The organism is Paenibacillus sp. tmac-D7, from assembly GCF_006519665.1.
GTDB lineage: Bacteria > Bacillota > Bacilli > Paenibacillales > NBRC-103111 > Paenibacillus_G > Paenibacillus_G validus.
The window spans coordinates 11,821-33,310 of the sequence record NZ_VIDW01000018.1; the positions used below are offsets into that span (position 1 = coordinate 11,821).

General features: G+C 47.8%; 20 protein-coding genes. All 20 read left to right on the forward strand.

Features of this window, described 5'->3' with window-relative positions:
- Window positions 1-14: 14 nt before the first annotated feature.
- The 20 genes from FKP33_RS14055 (at window position 15) to FKP33_RS14150 (ending at window position 21,349) form a co-directional block, all read left to right on the forward strand.
- On the forward strand, window positions 15-1,379 hold the full coding sequence (locus FKP33_RS14055; RefSeq protein ID WP_155615113.1) for an aromatic ring-hydroxylating oxygenase subunit alpha: 1,365 nt from the start codon (window positions 15-17) through the stop codon (window positions 1,377-1,379).
- Between the two features lie 21 nt (window positions 1,380-1,400).
- On the forward strand, window positions 1,401-1,901 hold the full coding sequence (locus tag FKP33_RS14060) for a 3-phenylpropionate/cinnamic acid dioxygenase subunit beta (protein ID WP_141335507.1): 501 nt from the start codon (window positions 1,401-1,403) through the stop codon (window positions 1,899-1,901).
- 86 nt (window positions 1,902-1,987) lie between these two features.
- Window positions 1,988-2,857, forward strand: a complete 870-nt coding sequence (locus FKP33_RS14065; protein WP_236595957.1) for a branched-chain amino acid ABC transporter permease — start codon at window positions 1,988-1,990, stop codon at window positions 2,855-2,857.
- On the forward strand, window positions 2,854-3,837 hold the full coding sequence (locus tag FKP33_RS14070; protein WP_244933053.1) for a branched-chain amino acid ABC transporter permease: 984 nt from the start codon (window positions 2,854-2,856) through the stop codon (window positions 3,835-3,837). The genes FKP33_RS14065 and FKP33_RS14070 overlap by 4 nt, the downstream gene beginning before the upstream one ends.
- Window positions 3,797-4,558 (forward strand): ABC transporter ATP-binding protein, encoded by a 762-nt coding sequence (locus tag FKP33_RS14075; protein ID WP_127610772.1) that lies wholly within the window; start codon window positions 3,797-3,799, stop codon window positions 4,556-4,558. The genes FKP33_RS14070 and FKP33_RS14075 overlap by 41 nt, the downstream gene beginning before the upstream one ends.
- On the forward strand, window positions 4,545-5,249 hold the full coding sequence (locus FKP33_RS14080) for an ABC transporter ATP-binding protein (RefSeq protein WP_127610770.1): 705 nt from the start codon (window positions 4,545-4,547) through the stop codon (window positions 5,247-5,249). The genes FKP33_RS14075 and FKP33_RS14080 overlap by 14 nt, the downstream gene beginning before the upstream one ends.
- Window positions 5,250-5,289: 40 nt before the next feature.
- Window positions 5,290-6,180, forward strand: coding sequence for a DUF6282 family protein (locus FKP33_RS14085; RefSeq protein ID WP_127610583.1), 891 nt, complete (start codon window positions 5,290-5,292; stop codon window positions 6,178-6,180).
- 85 nt (window positions 6,181-6,265) lie between these two features.
- Window positions 6,266-7,696: an NAD-dependent malic enzyme gene (locus FKP33_RS14090; RefSeq protein WP_141335508.1), complete on the forward strand. Its 1,431-nt coding sequence runs from the start codon at window positions 6,266-6,268 to the stop codon at window positions 7,694-7,696.
- A 330-nt stretch (window positions 7,697-8,026) separates the two neighbouring features.
- Window positions 8,027-9,910, forward strand: coding sequence for a XylR N-terminal domain-containing protein (locus FKP33_RS14095; RefSeq protein ID WP_181410147.1), 1,884 nt, complete (start codon window positions 8,027-8,029; stop codon window positions 9,908-9,910).
- 114 nt (window positions 9,911-10,024) lie between these two features.
- Complete coding sequence (locus tag FKP33_RS14100; protein WP_141335510.1) at window positions 10,025-11,356, forward strand: aromatic ring-hydroxylating oxygenase subunit alpha; 1,332 nt, start codon at window positions 10,025-10,027, stop codon at window positions 11,354-11,356.
- Window positions 11,357-11,393: 37 nt separating this feature from the next.
- Window positions 11,394-11,930, forward strand: coding sequence for an aromatic-ring-hydroxylating dioxygenase subunit beta (locus FKP33_RS14105; protein WP_230876217.1), 537 nt, complete (start codon window positions 11,394-11,396; stop codon window positions 11,928-11,930).
- 131 nt (window positions 11,931-12,061) lie between these two features.
- Window positions 12,062-12,736: an alpha/beta hydrolase gene (locus FKP33_RS14110; protein ID WP_127610576.1), complete on the forward strand. Its 675-nt coding sequence runs from the start codon at window positions 12,062-12,064 to the stop codon at window positions 12,734-12,736.
- 13 nt (window positions 12,737-12,749) lie between these two features.
- Window positions 12,750-13,574: an alpha/beta fold hydrolase gene (locus FKP33_RS14115; RefSeq protein WP_141335511.1), complete on the forward strand. Its 825-nt coding sequence runs from the start codon at window positions 12,750-12,752 to the stop codon at window positions 13,572-13,574.
- Between the two features lie 43 nt (window positions 13,575-13,617).
- Window positions 13,618-14,601 (forward strand): catechol 2,3-dioxygenase, encoded by a 984-nt coding sequence (locus FKP33_RS14120; protein ID WP_127610578.1) that lies wholly within the window; start codon window positions 13,618-13,620, stop codon window positions 14,599-14,601.
- 291 nt (window positions 14,602-14,892) lie between these two features.
- On the forward strand, window positions 14,893-16,371 hold the full coding sequence (locus FKP33_RS14125) for an aldehyde dehydrogenase family protein (RefSeq protein ID WP_127610581.1): 1,479 nt from the start codon (window positions 14,893-14,895) through the stop codon (window positions 16,369-16,371).
- 304 nt (window positions 16,372-16,675) lie between these two features.
- Entirely contained in the window at window positions 16,676-17,635 is a 960-nt protein-coding gene (locus FKP33_RS14130) for a catechol 2,3-dioxygenase (protein ID WP_127610835.1), read from the forward strand.
- Window positions 17,636-17,675: 40 nt separating this feature from the next.
- Window positions 17,676-18,407, forward strand: coding sequence for a PIG-L deacetylase family protein (locus FKP33_RS14135; protein WP_174817587.1), 732 nt, complete (start codon window positions 17,676-17,678; stop codon window positions 18,405-18,407).
- Entirely contained in the window at window positions 18,407-19,105 is a 699-nt protein-coding gene (locus FKP33_RS14140; RefSeq protein WP_141335550.1) for a 4-carboxy-4-hydroxy-2-oxoadipate aldolase/oxaloacetate decarboxylase, read from the forward strand. The genes FKP33_RS14135 and FKP33_RS14140 overlap by 1 nt, the downstream gene beginning before the upstream one ends.
- A 426-nt stretch (window positions 19,106-19,531) precedes the next feature.
- A complete protein-coding gene (locus FKP33_RS14145; protein WP_127608333.1) occupies window positions 19,532-20,173 on the forward strand; it encodes a GntR family transcriptional regulator in 642 nt (213 codons plus the stop codon).
- A 276-nt stretch (window positions 20,174-20,449) separates the two neighbouring features.
- Entirely contained in the window at window positions 20,450-21,349 is a 900-nt protein-coding gene (locus FKP33_RS14150; protein ID WP_141335512.1) for an NAD(P)-dependent oxidoreductase, read from the forward strand.
- The last annotated feature ends 141 nt before the right edge of the window (window positions 21,350-21,490 follow it).

Here is a 21,490-nt window from a genome sequence, read left to right on the forward strand (position 1 = left end):
GAGGCAGGAGAATTATGAGTACTGTTTTGGACGAAGACAGATTGCGGAAGATAAAAGAAAAAATCTCGCAGGGGATGATGCCGCAGTGGATTTTGAACGACCCCGCTATATTCGACGAGGAGATCGAGAAAGTATTCGCTCATGCGTGGCAGCTTCTCGGCCATGAGAGCGAGCTGAAGGAACCGGGAAGCTATATCACCAGATGGCTGGTTCATGATCCGATCTTGGTTGTCCGGACGAAAAAAGGAGAAATCAAAGCATTTCTTAATTCCTGTCCGCACAGAGGCATGCAGCTGTGTACAGCCGATTTCGGCAAAAAGAACACGTTTCAATGCCCGTATCACGGCTGGAGCTTTAATAATGATGGCAAGCTGATCGGCGTCGTCGCAGGGGATAAGGTTTACGGCGAAGGCATGGACAAAGAGCAATGGGGTCTTAAGCCGGTGCCGCAGGTCGCCACCTACAACGGTTTGATATTCGGCTGTCTGGATGCAAATACCATGCCGCTGGAAGAGTACCTCGGAGGAATGAAATGGTATTTTGATATTCTTCTGAACCGCAGCGATGGCGGCATGGAGGTCAGAGGCGTTCCGCAGCGCTGGATTCTTAACGCCAACTGGAAGCTGACATCGGAAAACTTCGGAGGGGATCCGTACCATGTGGCGACCGTACACCGCTCGACGGTGGAACTTGGCATCAGCCCGCAGGATCCGCTGTTCTCGGGCTATGGTTATCAAGTGGTGCTCGACCATGGACACAACGTTAACATCAATACCGGCGTTCCGGGTTTAGACATACCGCCGTATCAGGGAATGCCCGAAGAGATGTGGCCGATGTTCCAAAAGAACCTGACGGCCGAGCAGCATGATATTTTATCGAAATGTACCGTTATCGTAGGCAACTGTTTCCCTAACTTGTCCTTCCTGAGTCCGCTTCACGGAAGCGAAGGTCATCTGCACAATTACTTGAACATGCGTGTGTGGCGTCCGATCTCAGCCGACAAAATCGAAGTGTGGTCCTGGTTTATGATCGACAAGGCGGCGCCGGAAGCATACAAGCAAGCCTCGTACAAAGGCTACATCGCATCCTTCGGCCCGTCGGGCACGTTGGAGCAGGACGATGCCGAAATTTGGGCGCGCGTGACGCAGGCGAGCAAAGGCATACTTGCCCGTGACAAGGATTTGAGCTACAACAATGTGCTGAACTATATGATGGGCGAGGGAAAAGTAGAGCCGCTGGACCATTGGGACGGACCGGGCGTAGCTTATCCGACTTGTTACGTCGACTATGCGTCAAGGAACATGCATGAATTCTGGCTGTCTCTGCTCACCGGTGACGTCAATCTGCGGCAGTCCGCGGTGCATTCGGAAATAAAATAATTGAGGAAAGGAGCCATCATTATGAACTATGAACTTCACTATGAGATCACGAATTTCCTTCAGCGCGAAGCGTACATATTGGACAGCTTGCAATTCCAGGAATGGCTGGGCCTGCTGACGGAAGACATTATTTACCGCATGCCGCTAAGGGTCACCCGCGAGAAAAAAGACGGCTCCAACATTGTGGATGAGATGACTTACTTTGAAGAAACGAAGAAATCGCTCATCACACGGGTAAGCCGTATGGCAACGACCTCGGCATGGGCCTGGGATCCGGTACCGCGTACGCGGCATTTCATCAACAATATTCTGATTGAGCGGGAACCGCGCAAAGATGAGCTTGAGGTCAGAAGCGCATTTCTGTTTATGCGGAGTAGAGCGAAGGACGAAGTCTCCGACCAGGTTTATGGAGAACGGCTGGACATACTCAGACGAGTGGATGGACAGTGGAAAATAGCTGCGCGAACGATTTACCCGGATCAAACGGTACTGACGTCCATTAATCTTAGCTCATTCTTTTAAGAATAGACCGAAACCTCCGAAACAGAAGTCGGTTTTGTTGCACTTATTAATCACTCCATGTTCACTTTCGGTAGGGAGGAAATGTCTTGAATGCATCCATTCTGTTTTCACATATTTTAACCGGTTTGGCTTACGGGATGCTGCTGTTTATGATTGCGGCGGGGTTATCAATCATTATGGGGTTTATGAATGTTGTTAACCTTGCCCATGGTTCCTTTTTCATGATCGCAGCCTATGTCGCATTTGCGTTAATGAAGCAGGGGATGGGCTTTTGGGTCGCGCTTATGGTGACGATTATCCTCGTCGGTCTATTCGGATGGTTTATGGAAAAGGTTTTCCTGGCCCGCGTGTACGGGAAGGAATTGGACCAGGTACTGCTCACCTTCGGTTTGACATTTATTTTTTCCGATCTGGTGAAGTGGGCATGGGGCACGAGCCCGCAAAGTATCCCGGTTCCCGGGGAACTTAGCCAATCGATTCATTTGGGAGAAACCGTATTTCCCGTCTTTCGTCTGTTTGTAATTATGGTCGGTGTGCTGGTTGCCGTGCTTCTCTGGTACTTCGAAAGCCGCACGCGTGTCGGGTCGGTCATCAGAGCCGGGGTAGACGATCGCCAGATGGTATCGGCGCTCGGAATAAATGTAGGCTTGGCCTTTTCCGGCGTTTTCGCTTTCGGTGCTCTGCTTGCCGGCTTCAGCGGCGTTCTTGGCGGTGCGGTAACGGGAATCTATCTGGGAATGGATGCGGAAGTCCTCATTTCTTCCTTGGTTGTCGTCGTTATCGGCGGACTCGGAACATGGAAAGGCGCCTTTGCAGGAGCGATCCTGGTCGGGATGATCGATACGTTAGGAAAAGTCTGGTTCCCCTCGGTTTCCATGGCCTTGGTGTTTATCTTAATGGTTATCGTGCTGCTGGTTCGTCCGACCGGGTTGTTCGGAAGAGGGGTGCAGCTGTGAGGAAACATGCCTACTTCTTTTTAGCCATGATTATTATGGTTCTCGTGCTGCCGTTGATATTAAGCAGCTTCGGCACGAATCTCGCAACGGAAATTTTCTTTATGGCTGTGTTCGCGCTCAGTCTGGGACTTATTATGGGATATACCGGACTCGTTTCACTAGGTCACGCGGCCTTCTTCGGAACCGGGGCGTATACGGTGGCGCTGCTCGGCGAGCATATCGGCAATACTTATGTGCTGCTGCTCGCTGCGCTTGTCTTCTCCGGATTGTTGGCGCTTATTTCCGGCGCATTGTTCATCCGTACGACGGGCGGCTACTTTCTGATGATTACGCTTGCCTTCGGCCAGATGCTGTTCGCTTTCGCGTTTAAAATGAAATCATGGACCGGCGGTGCAGACGGCATGCAGATAAGCGTGTCTCCCGATTTCGGTTTCGGTCCGATCACGAGCACGCATGGCTTGTATTATTTGGCCGGGGTTGGCTTTTTACTTTGCTATCTTCTTCTGCTGCTCTTTGTGAATTCGCCGATCGGGAAAATCGTCAAAGGCATCATGGAAAACGAAACACGCATGAAAGCTCTCGGCTATCAAACCCGCAATTACAAATTAATCGCTTATTCGCTTTCCGGTACGCTCGCCGGTTTCGGAGGCGCGCTCTACGCCTTTATTAATTCATTCGTCAGCCCTGACCTCATGTTTTGGATTTTTTCCGGGCAGGCGCTCATTATGGTCATCGTCGGCGGAGCGGGAACGCTGCTGGGGCCTGTAGTCGGCGTCGTCTTCTTTATCATTTTGCAAAACTACGTCAGCTCTTACACCGAACGCTGGCAGCTTATAATGGGGATTATTTTTGTGGCATTTGTGCTTTACGGGCGCGGGGGCATCGTGCAGCTTGTTTCTTCTCTCTGGGAGAAAAGGCCGGGAAAGGGGGAAGACGCAAATGTCGCTGTTGAAAACGCAAAAAATAAGCAAATCGTTTAAGGCGCTGCAGGTGCTAAAAGACGTTTCTCTCGAAGTGCAGGAGAATGAACGCCACGTTATTATCGGTCCGAACGGTGCCGGAAAAACGACCCTGTTTAACTGTTTAACCGGATTCCTGCCGATCAGCAGCGGGAAAATATTTCTCCAGAATCAAGATATAAGTACGATGGAAACCCATAAACGGGTCGGTCTCGGGATGTCGAGAACGTACCAGAAAAACAATCTGTTCTGGAACCTTACGGTAAAAGAAAATGTTTATCTTGCCATTACATCCAACAAGCCTTATAAATACCGTTTTTTTAAACCGCTTGACAGCTATGCGGATATCCGGGCCGAGGCCGACGAACTGATTGAACAATGGAACCTTCTGGAGCGAAAAGACAGAATAGTAAGTGAATTGTCATACGGTGAACAGCGGGTGCTGGAAGTGATGCTGGCTGTTGCGCTGAAACCGAAAGTTTTGCTGCTGGATGAACCGACGTCAGGCATGTCACCTGCGGAAACAGCGCATACGACCAAGTTGATTCAGCAGCTGCCGCGCTCGATGACCATGGTGATTATCGAACATGATATGGACGTCGTCTTTTCCATCGCGGACCGCATTACGGTGCTGCATCACGGGGAGCTGCTATTAAGCGGAAGCCCGGACGAGATTCGCAATAACAGCCAAGTGCAAGATGTGTATTTCGGCGGGGGGGCTTTATCGCATGCTGACGATTGAAGGCGTACATACCTATTACGGCAACAGCCATGTGCTTCAAGGCGTAACATTCAACGTTCCGGCGGGCAAAAGTGTAGCGCTTCTGGGCCGAAACGGAGTGGGAAAGACAACGACCATCCATTCCATTTCGGGACTTACGCCGGCGAAAAGAGGGGAGATCCGGTTTCTTGGCAAGACCATCACGGGCAAAACGCCCCATGAAATCGCACGGACAGGCATCGGATTGGTGCCCCAAGGCAGACGTGTATTTCCTTCCCTGACCATCCGTGAAAACCTGACGATGGCGGCGCGTTCGCAAACGCAGGACGCTCTGCCGGATTGGGATTTGGACAAAGTGTATACGTTATTCCCCGTTCTCAAAGAGCGGGAAAAAAACATGGGCAACCAGCTGTCCGGCGGCCAGCAGCAGATGCTTGCGATCGGCAGGGCGCTAATGACCAATCCCCAGCTTATTTTGATGGATGAGCCTTCGGAGGGACTGGCTCCATCCGTGGTTTCACAGGTAGGCGATATCATTCACGGTTTAAAAAAGTCCGGGCTTTCCATTCTTCTTGTCGAGCAAAATTTCCATTTGGCCTGCGGGGTTGCCGACGAGGTGCTGATTATGAGCAAGGGGCAAATTGTTTGGTCGGGCTCGCCAAAAGAGCTTCTCGATAACAATGAAATCCAGCATCAATATCTTGGCATATAGAAAAGATAGTCACAATAACATAAAAAGGGAGAGAAATACCATGGATGCAGAGCAATTGTTAGCAGGAGCTTATGACCTCCACATTCACACAGGACCTGATGTAATCGGCAGGAAGCTGGATGATTTTGAAATGGCGGAGCGTATGCAAAAGGCCGGCATGAAGGGATTCGGCATTAAGTCGCACTATTTCTGCACGGCGGAAAGAGCCGCTTTGACCAAGAAACTGTACCCCGATGTCAATGTCGTCGGCGCCATTTGTCTGAACAATACGGTCGGGGGCCTGAACCCGATGGCCGTAGAAATCGCCGCACGGGATGGCGCGAAAATCGTCTGGATGCCGACATTTGACTCCTTGAATGAGCAGGAGCATTTCAAAACCGCGAAGCACGACAAGCTTCCGTTTTGGGCGAAGATGAAGATGGAACTTGAAGAACAAGGGAAAACGATGCCGAATATCTCGCTGTTGGATGAGTCCGGTACGCTTAAGCGTCAGGTGCTGGACATTATGGACATTGCGGCTCATCACAGCCTTGTGCTTGCAACAGGCCATATCAGCGTTAAAGAAATCTATGCCTTAGTTGAAGAATCGGCCAAACGGAAAATGAAAAAAACGGTTATCACCCATCCGAATTTTCCTTCATCCGATCTTTCCAAGGAGCAGATCAAAGAACTGGCGGATAAAGGGGCGATTATGGAGTTTTGCTTTACGACTCCATACACCGATAAAGTGACTTGGGAATCGGTATATGAACAAATTCGCTACGTAGGCCCTGAAAATTGCATTCTGTCCACCGATTTGGGCCAACCGCAATATGTTTATCCGGACGAAGGGATGAAGATGTTTATTTCGAATCTTCTGCAGAACGGTTTCAGCGCGGAAGAAGTCAGGATCATGACGAACGAGAATCCCACTTTCCTTGCGGAAATTTAAACCGATAGATCAACTAAGATCATTTCGGTAATGAAGATGGTCCGCAATGTGTTTATGAAGGGATTTGCGGGAAGGGGACCAGAATATGAGTACAGGCAGCAATCAGGAATTAGGAGGAAAAAGTATTATCATTCGTCTTGATATCGACACGGAGAAGATGAACTTCGGTATGGTGACCAACGCTATATCGCTTACGGGCGGAGATATTATCGCCATCGATACCATTCATATCGGGCCTAACTCGACCACCCGTGACATTACAATCAACGTGAAGGACGCGGAGGATAACCGTAAAATTACCGAAGCCATCGAAAGATTGCAAGGGGTAAGATTGGTGCATGTTTCGGATCGCACCTTTCTGATGCACCTGGGCGGAAAAATCGGCATCCATCCGAAGGTAAAGATTCAGAACCGCGACGATCTTTCCCGCGTCTATACGCCGGATGTTGCGCGAGTATGCATGGCCATTCATGAAGACGAACAAAAAGCGTTCTCGCTGACAATCAGAAGAAATACGGTAGCCGTTGTATCGGATGGAACCGCCGTTTTGGGGCTGGGGGACATCGGACCGAAAGCGGCAATGCCGGTGATGGAAGGCAAAGCGATGCTGTTTAAGCAGTTTGCGGATGTTGACGCATACCCAATCTGTCTGGATACGAAGGATACGGAGGACATCATCAAAATCATTAAAGCGATCTCGCCATCTTTCGGGGGAATTAATCTGGAGGATATTTCTTCGCCACGCTGCTTTGAAATAGAGGAACGCCTTCGCCGGGAACTCGATATTCCCGTCTTCCATGATGATCAGCATGGAACGGCAGTCGTCATGTATGCAGGACTGATTAACGCGCTGAAAATTGCCGGCAAGTCCATCCGTGACATTAAAGTGGTTGTCTGCGGCGTCGGGGCGGCCGGAATCGCCTGCACGAAAATTTTGCTGGCTGCTGGAGTGAAAGATATCATCGGTTTGGACAGAAACGGAATTCTGGTGAAAGGAAACGAATATTCCAATCCGATGAAACGGTGGTTTGCCGAGAATACCAATACGGCTGGTGTTTCGGGCACGCTTCAGGATGCCATGCGGGGAGCCGATGTGTTCATCGGACTTTCTTCAAGCGGTTTGTTGAAACGGGAGGATGTGCTTACTATGGCCTCCAAACCGATCGTGTTTGCGATGGCTAATCCGACACCCGAAATCCTTCCGGAAGAAGTCGATGATATTGTCGCCGTTATGGCGACCGGGAGGTCTGACTACCCGAATCAAATTAACAATGTACTCTGTTTTCCCGGGATTTTCCGTGGGGCGCTGGACTGCAGGGCGACTGAAATCAATGAAGAAATGAAACTTGCTGCTGCTGAGGCTATTGCTTCCGTCATAACAGAGGATAAATTGGATAGGTTATATATTATTCCAAGTGTTTTCGATCAAAAAGTGGTAGATTTGATACGACAACGAGTGATAGAGGCTGCGATTCGAACGAAGGTGGCCCGCCGCATTCCGAAAGAGTATCGATAAAATTGAATATTTGTTGGTTACACTCCCCCAAGTTCGATAGTGCTTTAGAGCGCTGTCAACTATGAATGGGGGATTTTTTTGGTTTTCGGGTTTAATAAAACCGGCCACAATCAAACTTGACTTACCATGAAAAGACGATTTTAATGCAAATAACCGTTATACAGAACGGGCATGGTAAAAATGGACGGAATTATCTGAAAAGTATATCTTTTTTTGCTATTGCGGCAAGAAATATCGGAGCGTACACTTAAATCAAGGTTACGAATCAGTCGCACAAATGTAATGAACTCCCGTATTTTCTTATGGCTTTCGAAAGGGGATAAGGACCTCATGCAGAGCAAGAGTTATTTGATGTCGCATGGTCGAGGAGTAAAGGCGAGCCGATTGTTATTTGAAAATATTATTGACATTGATCGTAGAACCGGAATTTTGACTTTGGATTCGAAACGAATGCTGTTGATCTCAGCTGAAGCCATGGGAATATTGCGCCGGGACTTAGTCAGTACGTTGGGGATGGAGCGTGCAAAAGGCTTCTTAATGCGCTATGGATGGGCGTATGGCTACAACGATGGCGATGCAGTCGGTAAAATGTTTCGGTGGGATTCTTTAAAAGAATATATTCTTTCAGGACCGGTGCTTGCTACGATGGAAGGCATTGTAACGGTGGAGATTGAAGCCTTGGATATTATTGAAGGAGAGTTCTATTCACACGGTTATTGGAAGCATTCATACGAAGCGGAAGAGCATATTCGCCATTTCGGCCGGAGCGATGAAGCGGTATGCTACTCGATTGTCGGATATGCCAGCGGTTTTCTGACTAAGGTTTTGGGTAAAAGTGTTTTGGTAAAGGAAAGCCGCTGTAAGGCTAAAGGGGACGATTGCTGCTATTTTATTGCCAAAACGGTTGACGAAAACGATCCCGACTACCAGGAAGATCTCCGTTATTATCAGGCGGAATCCCTTGCTTCCGAGCTGGACGCCTACAATAAAGAGATACAGGAGCTAAACCGTATCATGGTTCACTCCGAGGAAATCAGCAATAAACTGACGGATTTCATGCTGGAAGGGAAGAATTTGTACCATCTTATCGATTTCTTATCGAAAGCCATAAACCGGAGTATTGTTATCGAAAAAGTAAAGAGAAACGGAATAAACGAAGCTGTCTGGAAAGCGGAAACTGATCTTCAGTTATATGAAAGGTGGAAGGAAGCAGGTTCCAGCACAGGCCAATTTACAGAATCGTTTACATGCGATTCATTCGATCTTCAGGCGAATCATAGTTTGCTTGGAACCATGGTTGTCGTGGGAGCGAATGAATTAACCAAGCAGGAAAGAATGGTTATACGCAGGGTTGTAAGCGTTATCACCACGCACTTATACCATCAGCGATCAATTAACAAGTGGAATTGGAAAATGAAAGCCGATTTATTTGAAGAGATATTACGGGGAAATTATGATGAGCAGGAGTTGAGAAGGAGGATTTCGGATTCAGGCATAGATTTCAGCTCGGCCGTAAAAGTAGTTTGCATAAAGCTGAAGTCCGCGGATGAGCTGGAACATGTCATGAGCTATATCAATTTGAAATTTCCCCTTCTGGAGGCTTTCATAAGTAAAGACAGGATCGTGCTCATCGTATCCAGGGAATGGGAAAATTCCGTTCGGCGCAGCGAAAATCCGGAGATGGAAGAGCATAATTTTGAGACGCGTTTAAAAAATATGCTGCAGAGAAAATTTTCACAAACCAACATTTACGTAGGTTCCGGTCGGGTCGCTAATTCCATCGTAAGTCTCGGAAAAAGTTATCAGGACGCCTATTTGATTACCGACTTTGTGCAGGTATCGTTTCTTCAAGAAAATGCCGTGGCCAGTTTTGAGCAGTTAGAACATATCATGCTGTTTATTAAAAGTTTAGATCACGATGAATTTATCAGCTTCTGCCATAATGTGTTAGGCAAATTAATAGACAATGATCTCGTTTACCAAAGCGACTTGCTTTTATCTTTAAAGGCGTATCTGGATAACAGCGGCAATTTGGCTAATACCGCACGTGAGCTCCATTTATCCATCACCGGGCTGCGTTATCGGATTCGCCGAATTGAAGAGCTTTGCGGAATCAATTTGAACGACGGAATGAGCCGTCTCAAGTACCACTTGGCCGTGCAAATTTACTTTACGCTGCGATTAATCAATAAAAATCCTTTCACTAAAAGTTAAAGATAGGTTCGGCATTAAAGGGGGTGATTGCCAAACCTTATTGAAGGCGCTTAAAGTCTCTTGGTTCATGTTGTTGGACATGTTTCTCATTAAATCAATGAGGAGGCAGACAAGGTGAAGAACAGCACAGTTGAAAATAAAACGCTGAATTTAATTCAAGAAAAGCTATCCGCCGGCCGATTACCCCAATGGGTTAAGTATGATCCGGAAATTTTTGAGTTGGAAATTGAAAAGATATTTTCGAAGACATGGTGTTTTCTGGCTCATGAATCGGAATTAAAAGAGCACGGAAGTTACGTGACAAGGTATATCGGCAATGATCCGATCTTGGTTACCCGAACCAGGACAGGGGAAATCAAGGCCTTTCTCAACTCCTGCACCCATCGCGGCGCTAAGCTTTGTACGGCTGATTACGGGAACAGCAAAAACCTGACCTGTCCCTACCATGGGTGGACATTTAATCCGGATGGAGAACTGATCGGCGTTACGGCCGGCAACAGAATTTACGGGGAGGAGATGGTGAAGGATGAGTGGGCGCTTCGGCCGGTTCCGAAGCTTGATAGGTATGCGGGACTCATCTTCGGCAACCTCGATTCCAATGCCTCTTCTCTGGATGAATATCTGGGCGAATTAAAATGGTATCTGGACATTTTGGTCAGCCGTACCGATGGAGGCATGGAGGTGTTAGGCGCACCCCAGAGATGGGTGGTGAATACGAACTGGAAAGTCACGGCGGAGAATTTCTGTGCTGATTCCTATCATGCGCTTACTTCCCATCGCTCGACGGTAGAAATGGGGATTAGTCCGGATTTCGTGTCGCAAGCCGGATTTGGCTATCAGCTTTCATTAAACAACGGACACGGGCTCAATTTGGTTCTTACGCCGCCAGAGGTAGAGGGACCTAAATATCAAGGGCTTCCGGAAGAGCTATGGCCGATGTTTGAACGTAATTTGAATCCGGATCAGCTGCAGTTCCTGGAAAACCTGCAAGTGCACGTCGGGAATTGCTTCCCGAATCTATCCTGGGTCAGCATCCCGCAAAGTACCGGCGGCGATTCGATCACCACCTTTTTAAATATGAGGGTGTGGCGGCCTATCGGTCCCGACAGCATCGAAATTTGCTCTTGGGTGATGATTGATAAAGAAGCAAATGAGGAATACAAAAAAGAGGCGAGCAGAGCTTATATCATCTCTTTTGGCCCCGGAGGTACGCTGGAGGAAGATGACACCGAGATATGGACCCGGATTACGGAAAGCAGCAAAGCGGTGATGGCACGTAATAAGGATTTAAGTTACGATAATGTGCTCAATTATTTGATGGGGATTGATCGCGTCATGCCGATTGAAAACTTCCCGGGTCCGGGAAAAGCTTATCCGACGTGGCTTCTGGATACAGCGATCCGGAATTTTTGGGAGCAGTGGCTGAAGATGCTGCAAGAAAATTGAGCGAGCATGTATTCATTTATAGAGGGAGGTACCGACGATGAATGCCCAGATTCCAAGTGAGACTGCCGGGTTATTCTTGAGCAGCGATACGCAAAATGAAATCACCCGTTTCCTGTATCATGAAGCATTTTTGCTGGATCGCAGACTATATAAGGAATGGTTGGCTCTACTCACGGATGATATCGTGTACCGTATGCCGCAGCGTTCTACGCGGGAACGAAAAGACGGCTCCAATATGACCGACGATACGGCTTTTTATGAAGAGGATATGAAATCATTAAGGCTTCGTATCGAAAGGCTCGGGACCAAATCGGCTTGGGTAGAGGATCCTCCTACGCGTAACCGGCATTTTATTTCGAATATATTCATACAAGCCGGTTCCGAAGACACAGAGGTCCATGTGCGCAGTAATTTTCTGTTACTGCGAAGCAGAAGCGACAGCACGGTGAACTATGAGATGTTTGGCGAAAGATTTGACACGCTGCGCAAAGTCAATCAAGAATGGAAAGTTTGTGCGCGCACGATTTATCCGGATCAGGCGGTTCTGGGCGTCTTGAATTTAACTTTTGTGTAATACCGGTATGCCACGTGAAGAGAACTGCTTTTTATGCGGATATCCAAGCGGGTTGAGACGATTCGAAACAAATGATTATGAAAACGTTTTCATATTCACGGTGAAGGAAGTAAACAAGGGGAGGAGAGTTCATGCAAAGTCCGTTTGCCTATAGCATTCATATACCACCGGCAATCGCCCCCGATCAGCGTTATCCTGTCATTTTCGCTTTGCACGGCATCGGGTACAGCGAACAAGACATCCTTTCTGTTGTGGCCGATTTAGAAGAAGAATTTATTCTGATTGCTGTGCGCGGGCATCTTTCTTATAACCAGGGCTATGCCTATTATACGCTCAAAGAATATGGAAAACCGGACAGGGATACATTCGATGAAAGCCTGGAAATGCTTCAAGTATTCATGGAGTATGCCACAAACAAATATCCCGTCTCTGCTGATAACCGATATTTGTTGGGCTTTAGTCAGGGAGCCATTCTCAGCATGTCACTAGCCTTATTATTAGGTAACTCGATAAAAGGGATTGTGGCGATGAATGGATATATTCCGGCGTTTGTAAAAGATGAGTTTGAAGTAAAATCCATCGATCGGCTGTCCATCTTTCTGTCGGACGGGGAATTTGACGACATTTTCCCGGTGAGCATAGGTAAAGAAAATTACGTATATTTAAACAGCCGTGCAAAGTCGGTCTGCTACAAGACTTATCCGGCGGGACATGAAATATGTGAAGAAAATGGGCGGGATATCGTGGCATGGTTGCGAAATGATTCGGCATATTTACAGCAGCGGTCAAAATCAATATACGGATAGGGAGATAACGCACATGGCAGAGACCGGTTTAACCGAAAAAATCGGTAATTATGATGTCCACTACCACGAAGCCGGGCACGGCGAGCCGCTTCTTTTCATTCACGGATCAGGACCGGGTGTATCCGCATGGGCAAATTGGCGGCAGGTGTTTCCCGTTTTATCGGATAAATACCGTCTGTATGCACCTGACCTTCTCGGCTTCGGCGAGTCGGAAAAACCGAAATTGATGCCATACGGTGTTGGTGTTTGGGTTCAGCAGCTTATAGCATTTATCGAAACAAAAGAGATCGGGCCATTATCGATCATTGGCAATTCGCTTGGTGGTGCAATCGCCCTGCATTTGGCGGTGCAGAGACCTGATTTGGTCAAAAAGCTCGTGTTAATGGGAAGCGCGGGCATTCATTTCCCGTTAACCGAAGGGCTTGATCAGGTCTGGGGCTATGTACCAAGTTTCGATAACATGAAAAAGCTTGTTGAGTTATTTGCCTTCGATCCTCATTTTTCCAATAATGAAGATCTCGTTCAAATGCGCTACCAGGCGACATTAAACAAAGAGAATCAAGCGGCTTTCGCCTCGATGTTTCCGGCTCCGCGGCAGCGTCATGTGGACGCACTTGCCTTAAGCGAGCAGCAATTGAGGAGTATCGACATTCCTGTGCTGCTGCTCCACGGGCGTGAAGACCGGATAATCCCGATCCGGGAAACAAGCTGGAAGTTGTTTCATCTGCTGCCGAAGGCAGAGCTTCATACGTTTTCGAATTGCGGACATTGGACTCAAATCGAAAAGAAAGAGCAGTTCTGCGACGTTGTTCACTATTTTTTAGCAAGCAAATCCTAGATGTTACCCATGTTTTTCATACCATATTCAGGAGGTTATACCCATGGAAAAAGAACCGATTTTTGATGTGGCGCAGCTGGCGCACGTAGAAATTTTCACACCGAAGCCGGATGAAACGCTGTGGTTTTTTAAAGACCTGCTGGGGATGCAGGAGTCCGGCCGACAAGGTCAGTCGGTTTATTTGAGAGCGTATGAAGATTTCTATCATCATACGTTGAAGGTCACCGAGGCGAAGGAACCGGGACTGGGCCATGTCGCTTGGCGGACGACTTCCCCGCAGGCCTTGGATCGGCGTGTAAAAGCGATTAAGGATACGGGACTTGGCACCGGGTGGTTTGAAGGGGAAAACGGCCACGGCGCGGCTTACCAGTTCCGGACGCCGGACGGCCACCGCATGGAGCTGCTTTGGGAAGTGGACTATTATCAGGCGCCGGAGGATCAGCGTACGCCTTTGCTGAACCGTCCGCAGAAGCGTCCGACGACCGGTGTCCCGGTCCGCCGGCTGGACCACGTCAATTTGATGGCAAGCGATTTGAAGCCGAATGTCGATTTCATGATGAACAACCTCGGGTTCAATCTGCGCGAGCATATCAGGCTGAAGAACGGAAACGATGCCGCCGCATGGATGAGCGTCAGCCCGCTTGTGCATGAAATTGCGATGATGGGCGATCCGCTCGGCGGAAAGGCGCGCATGCATCATATTTGCTACTGGTACGGATACCCGCAGCACCTTTCCGACATTTCCGATATTTTGGTGGAGAACAACATTCGAATCGATGCGGGGCCCGGCAAGCATGGCGTGAGCCAAGCGTACTTCCTGTATGTTTTCGAGCCCGGGGGCAACCGCGTAGAGCTGTTCGGGGACGCCGGATATCTTATTTTTGACCCGGCCTGGAAGCCAATCATGTGGCAGGAAGAGGATTTGGAGAAGGGGATTATCTGGTACGGCTCTCAACTTCCTCAAGAATTTTTTATGTACGGTACGCCTATCATCGATACTATTCAAACAACTGCCAAGACAGGCTGAGGCCATTTATTGATGAGTGTGGATTTATAGGAATACTTCATCATTGTTAGCGGAATTCGTAGGATGAATAAAAAGTCAAAAAGCGGCTCTCAACGTTGATCATAAGTTGAGAGCTGCTTTGCGCTGCTGCAGGTTCTGCTTTACGCCCTTCTCCCCTGGTTCAATAATTTTGTTCTCATAAAAATTAAACAAAATTGTTTGACAATATTTCGCATTTTCGGTAAGATATTGAATATACATCTTGAAAGCGCTATCAATTTATCATTCCATAAGGAAAGAGGGTAACTTGCTATGGCAAATGAGCCTGTTGTTGTTCATGCCCTAATCAATGGCCGGCAGCTAGTAACGGAAAAGCGGTATGGACGCGAGAATCCGGCAAATCCGAGTGAGATCGTCGGCTACGGCCCGGTCAACACACGGGAAGACGCCGTGCTTGCGATAGATGCTGCGGCAGCGGCATTCCCGGCCTGGGCAGCGACGCCTATTGATGAGCGTATCCAGCGGATGCAGCGAGCGATCGAGAAACTGAAAGCTGCCGCACCCGAATTAACGGAGCTGCTCTCCCGTGAGCATGGTAAGCCGCTTTATGATGCGCAGGGCGAGATTGTAGTTTCAACGATGTGGATGGAGTATGCATGCAGCCGTGTTAAGGATGTCATTCAAGATGAAGTACAAGAGCATGATCACGGCAGGACGATTATTTCCCATGATCCGATGGGGGTGGTGACGGCGATTTTTCCCTGGAATTACCCGATCTCGCTTTCTACCATCAAAATTGCTCCGGCCGTACTTACCGGCAACACCATGGTGCTAAAGCCGAGTCCATATGCTCCGCTTGCGGTGAGCAAGGCCATTGAATTAATCGCGGCCGAATTCCCGCCTGGCGTAATCAACATGGTTCATGGCGAGGCGGATGTAGGCGTCGAACTAACTTCCAATCCTAAGATCGCTAAAATCGCCTTCACGGGAGGCACGAATACAGCGAAGCACATCATGAAATCGGCTGCGGATACGATTAAGCATTTGACATTGGAACTGGGAGGCAACGATGCCGCCATCTTCCTTCCTGAATTCGATGTGAACGATGAAAGGGCAATGCGCCGTCTCGTTATCTCTAATTTTCTCAACGGCGGCCAGATTTGCATGATTGCGAAACGCGTGTATGTTCATCGTTCGATTTACGACAAATTTGTTGAGAAGTATATCGAAGCCGCTAATAAATGGATTCGGGTAGGAAGTCCCTTTAATCCGGAGGTTACAATCGGTCCTGTGAACAACGCTGCTCAGCTGAAGTATGTAAAAGAGCTGATCGAGGATGCGAAGAGCCGTGGCGCCAAAGTCATCCCACTAGGACGGGTGCTGGAGCCGGAGTTGTTTGAACAGGGCTATTTCATGCAGCCCACATTGGTGCTGGATGTGGATGATAACGCTCCGATTGTGGCGGAAGAACAGTTCGGACCGGCGGTGCCCATTATGCCGTACGATGATGAAGAACAGGTTATCTCGCTCGTGAATAACAGTATTTATGGTTTAACCAGCTCCGTTTGGGGAGAGGAAGAGCACGCGGTACGCGTGGCGCGCCGTATTGAAGCCGGTACTACCATGATTAACACGGCGGCCATCATGGGGCTTGATGTACGTTTCCCGTTCGGCGGCGTGAAACAATCCGGGGTAGGCCGGGAATATGGAATCGATGGGCTTCTCGCTTATGTGGAAAAGCATGTCATCAACGTACCGACATTTCTCGATCTGCCGTATATTCCGGAGTGAACGCGGCTGCGCAAATATTTCCGTGGGACTACCGAACAACCAATGGTATGAAAATTACATAGCCGGTTTGCGTGCATGAAATCGCTAACTTGGCACCCATAGGAAATATAGAACAGTCTAAAACGGTTCATCGTTTTAGACTGTTTTGCATGTACTGAGGATAGAGCGGATTAATTTAATTTCCCTGTGCTGTGAAGGTTACTTTAAACATTCATGTTGACACATGATGAAAAACAAACTAAACTAAACTTGCACACATAATTGTAAAACAATCTTGCATTCATTTTTTGGGAGGAGAAATCTAATGGATACTTTTAACGAACAGGTCAGAGATATTGCGCATCTGGGGCATGTTGAACTGCTGACGCCGAAGCCGAATGAAAGCGTTGCCTTTTTCACGAATATTCTGGGTATGCAGGAAGTGGCACGTGAGGGGCAATCTGTATTTCTTCGCGGATTCGGGAATTATGAGTCTTATTGTATGAAATTGACCGAGTCCAAGGAACCGGGGATCGGACATACCGCGATACGCACGACATCGCCGCAAGCGCTGGAACGGCGTGCGGCAGCCATCGACAAAAGCGGTTATGGCATCGGTTGGAGTGAAGGCGACTTCGGTCATGGGAAGTCCTACCAATTTCGCGATCCCGACGGGCATGCTATGGAGCTTTACTTTGAAACGGAAAAGTATAAAGCGCCTGAACATTTACGCCCCATCCTGAAGAACCAGCCGCAAAAATATACCGGCAACGGGGTAGGCGTCCGCCAGCTGGATCACATCAATTATCTGGCACAGAAAGTCGAGCCGACGAGCAAGTTCCTGCAGGATCATTTGGGTATGAAAGTAAGCGAGCAGATTGTGCTCGACAGCGGGGAGCATGCCGGTTCATGGCTGTATTCGGGGCAGAAATCTTATGAGCTGGTTTACACGGTTGATTCCACGAACAGCCGGGGAAGACTCCACCATCTTGCCTTTCTCGTCGATACGCGGGAAGAAATCTTACGGGCCGCAGACATTTATATCGACAATGACATCTATATCGAAGGCGGACCCGCAAAGCATGCGATTCAGCAAACCTTCTTCCTGTACTGCTATGAGCCGGGCGGAAACCGAATTGAGGTCTGTACCGGAGGCTATTTCATTTATGCGCCGGATGCGGAGACCATCACCTGGAGCCAGGCAGAACGCGCCAGAGGGCAGGCTTGGCTGACGCCTACGATCTCCACATTCCATACATACGGCACACCGGTAGTGGACAAATAGTACGGACCCAACCATGTAATCAGCCAAGGAGGGATAGACTATGATTGACAGCAATACGAATTTATTAGTTGTAAGCGCTCACGCCGCCGACTTTGTATGGCGGGGAGGCGGCACCATTGCGAAGTACGTCAAGCATGGCGCCCATGTATCCCTCGTCATTTTGAGTTATGGGATCCGGGGGGAATCCAACGATCTTTGGAACATCGAAGGGCAAACCTATGACAATGTGAAGAAAATACGCAGAAGCGAGATTGAGGAAGCCGCACAGGCTTTGGGAATAACCGATATGGAGTACTGGGACTATCAGGATTACCATATGCAATTGGGCGAAGAGCGGATGGAGCGGCTCGTACGCAAGATTAGGGAAGTGAGGCCGCACGACATTCTGACGCACGGATTCAAAGACGCCTTCAATCCGGATCATGAAACGGTGGGTAAATTCGTTTTTGATGCGAGCGTATTGTCAACCTCAAACGGCGTTAGAATCGACGGAACGGCAACGGCTAAACAATCACGTATATTCGGCTTCGAGCCGCATCAATCGGAAATTAGTGACTTTAAACCTGAACTTATCCTTGATATTACGGAAACCTATGAACAAAAATTAGCTGCGATGGAAGCTTTTAAAGCGCAAAAACATTTGCATGATTACTATGATGCAAAAGCCAGGCTGAGAGGCAACCATGCACGCCGGGTATCGGGAAACAACCAGTATAAATATGCCGAGGCTTTCAGCCGGTTCTTTCCTTATGTGGGAGGAGAATTTGTGTGATGAACAAGTACGTCGTCAAAAATATCAAGCGGCCGGATGAGCAAATTATAGCAGAATATTCGAAGCTGGATGTTTCTACCGTTCACGAAGCTCAGGGGAAGACAGGCCTTTTGAGCCGGGAGATCAAGTCGATATCAAGCGGGGCCGCAATTTGCGGCCCGGCGGTAACGGCTGTTTGCTATGCTGGGGACAACTTGATGATTCACGCCGCCATTGAAGTGTGCAGGCCCGGCGATATTCTTGTCATCAGCACCATTGGTGAAAATGCCATCGGAATGATCGGTGAGCTGATCGTCATGGCGTTAATGAAACGCGGCGTAAAAGGCGTCATCACAGAATCCGGAATTCGCGATGCGGCTCAAATCAGGGAGCTCGGGTTTCCGATCTGGACGAAAGCGATTCACTCACAGGGCGCGGTGAAAACCCGGGGCGGATGGGTAAATGCTCCGGCGGTATGTGGCGGCGCCGCGGTGAATCCGGGGGATCTTATGATGGCGGATGATGACGGTATCGTGGTTGTGAAGCGTGATGACATACGATCTACGCTGGAAGCGTCTAAACAGAGAATGCGGAAAGAGGAAGGCACGAAAGAAAAAATTGCAAGAGGAGAGCTTAGCCTCGATTTTTATCAGCTGCGGGAAGTTTTGCAGCGGGAGAATGTCCATTATTATGAGGACGAAGATCAAGTGAAGGCATAAGCGCATACAGCACCGGAATTGTAACGGGAATCGGTCTTCATTCGAATGTGAATAAGATGATAAGGGTGAATAAAACAATGTCGACTTATGTGTTGATTCATGGTGCTTGGCATGGAATCGCCATGTAAAAAAGTTTTCACAATAGACACCGATCATTCTCCATTTTATTCGGCACCTGAGGAGCTGGCCTCCATTCTGCTGTCCGTCCAAGAATAGTTAGCCGCAGAGAAGGAAGTGGTTGTGGAAATAGTTCGAAATATAAAGGATTTTCGACTGTTTCCACAAATCATTGAAAGGTATTTATTCTTTTTTTATGCATGAAAGGAACTACATTTGTTGACTTTTTTCAACAAAACCAGTATATTTTTTGTAAATCAAAATTGTAGTACGATTTTGATTTAATACTTTTGTATCGTGGGGTTAATTATGAGCGCACAAATGGAAACCGCATATGTATATATAAAAGAAAGAATTTTAAACAATACCTATAAACCTTCTCAAAAGCTGACTGAAATTCAACTTGCTGATGAAATAGGCGTGAGCAGAAATACAATAAAAAAAGCGTTGTTAAAACTCGAACAGGAAAATTTGGTGGAGATGGAGGAAAATAAAGGGGCAACCATTAAATCCTTCACATTGGAGGAAATTTTAAATTATCTGGAAATTAGAGAAGCTTTGGAAGTTCTCACTATAAAATCGGCCATCCATCAGATGAGCGATGCGGATATCAAGGAACTGGGTCAAATTTTGAAGGATATGGAAATACAAGTTCAAAACGGCAACTTTACTCAATACTCGGCCCTGAATAAACAGTTTCACAATATTATTTATAAGTCCTCAAAAAACATACAGTCAGTAGAACTGATTAATCTGATCAAAACTCAATTGTCAAGAGTGGATATTCGTTCCGTTTTGGTCCCAGGAAGAAATCAACAGTCGCTCGAAGAGCATACAAGAATATTTCAAGCACTAAAAAATCGCGATGAGAAAGAAGCGGAAGAAGCGATGAGGGCACATATCTCGAATGTACGTCGTACCATACGGGACAATCATTTGATTTTATTGTGAAAGGCCCTCCCTATTTTCGGTATTAATCCATTCCGCGGGAATGTGAATAAGGAACTTCTTTCAGAAAACAAATAAGACGTGAAAATGAAATTTGGTCTGGGTAGGCGAAACTTTCAGTCACGTCTGTTTTTGTTTGTTTTTTTACGCTCTGACGGTAAGCCGTTGGTTACGGGTGAAAATGGAAGCGCTAATTTAGTAGATTTTGAACGGGAAAAAAACATGGGCAATCAACTGATAACGACCGTCTATATACTAAACAACGAGGTGTAATGAATCATGGGTGTGCCGAGAATTGGCTTTATCGGTTTCGGAGAAGCGGCGTTTCATATCAGCAGCGGACTATGGTCGGAAGGAATTGAACAAATAGTTGCCTTTGATGCGATGTTGGAGGATTTAGCCTACGGTCCGCTCATCAAAGAACGCGCACAAGCTGCGCATGTATCGTTAGTTTCATCGCTGCAGCAGCTTATAGAAAGCAGTGATGTCATCCTTTGTGCAACGAGTGCGAAATATGCGGTAAAAATTGCTGAAGATGCCGTTAAATTTGTGAAGGATAACCAACTGTATGCGGATTTGAATTCGGCATCACCGACGGTTAAAAAGGAGATAGCCACGATAATAGGTGCTTCGGGCGCACTACTTGTGGATGCGGCAGTAATGGAAGCGGTGCCGCCCTATCGGCACAAAGTTCCGATTTCCGTGAGCGGCAACGGAGCTTCGCGGTTTGCGGATCTGATGGGCGCATACGGAATGAACATAACTGTCATTAATGACAAGGCGGGAAGTTCTTCCGCAATGAAGATGGTCCGTAGTGTGTTTATGAAGGGGTTTACGGCATTGTTGCTCGAAACACTTTCGGCGGCCCATAAATCCGGTGTTGAGCGGGAAATTATCCAATCCATCGGGGGGACTTTGAGTGATCGCTCCATAGTGGAGTTGGCTAACCTGCTCATAACTCGTACTGCCGTTCATGCGGAACGGAGAGTAGCGGAAATGGAGGAGGTCACGAACACTTTAAGGGAGCTGAATCTTGATTTTGCTATTTCCGCAGCGACCAAAATCAAGCTCCAGCATCTGGTGGATCTGGACTTAAAGCTGTACTTTAATGGGAATGCGCCTGAGCGGTATGAGCAGGTTCTTGAAGCGATAAATGAAATCTCACAAGTATCGAATTAATGGCGACGTCTGTATACGCTTAAAGAATTTACGAGAATCATGTGAGAGTTAGGGGGACGATTATATCGTATTTCTGATTCATCCATCATCTTCATGAAGGTTTCATTTTATTTTCATGGTTCCTTCATGAACATAATGGCT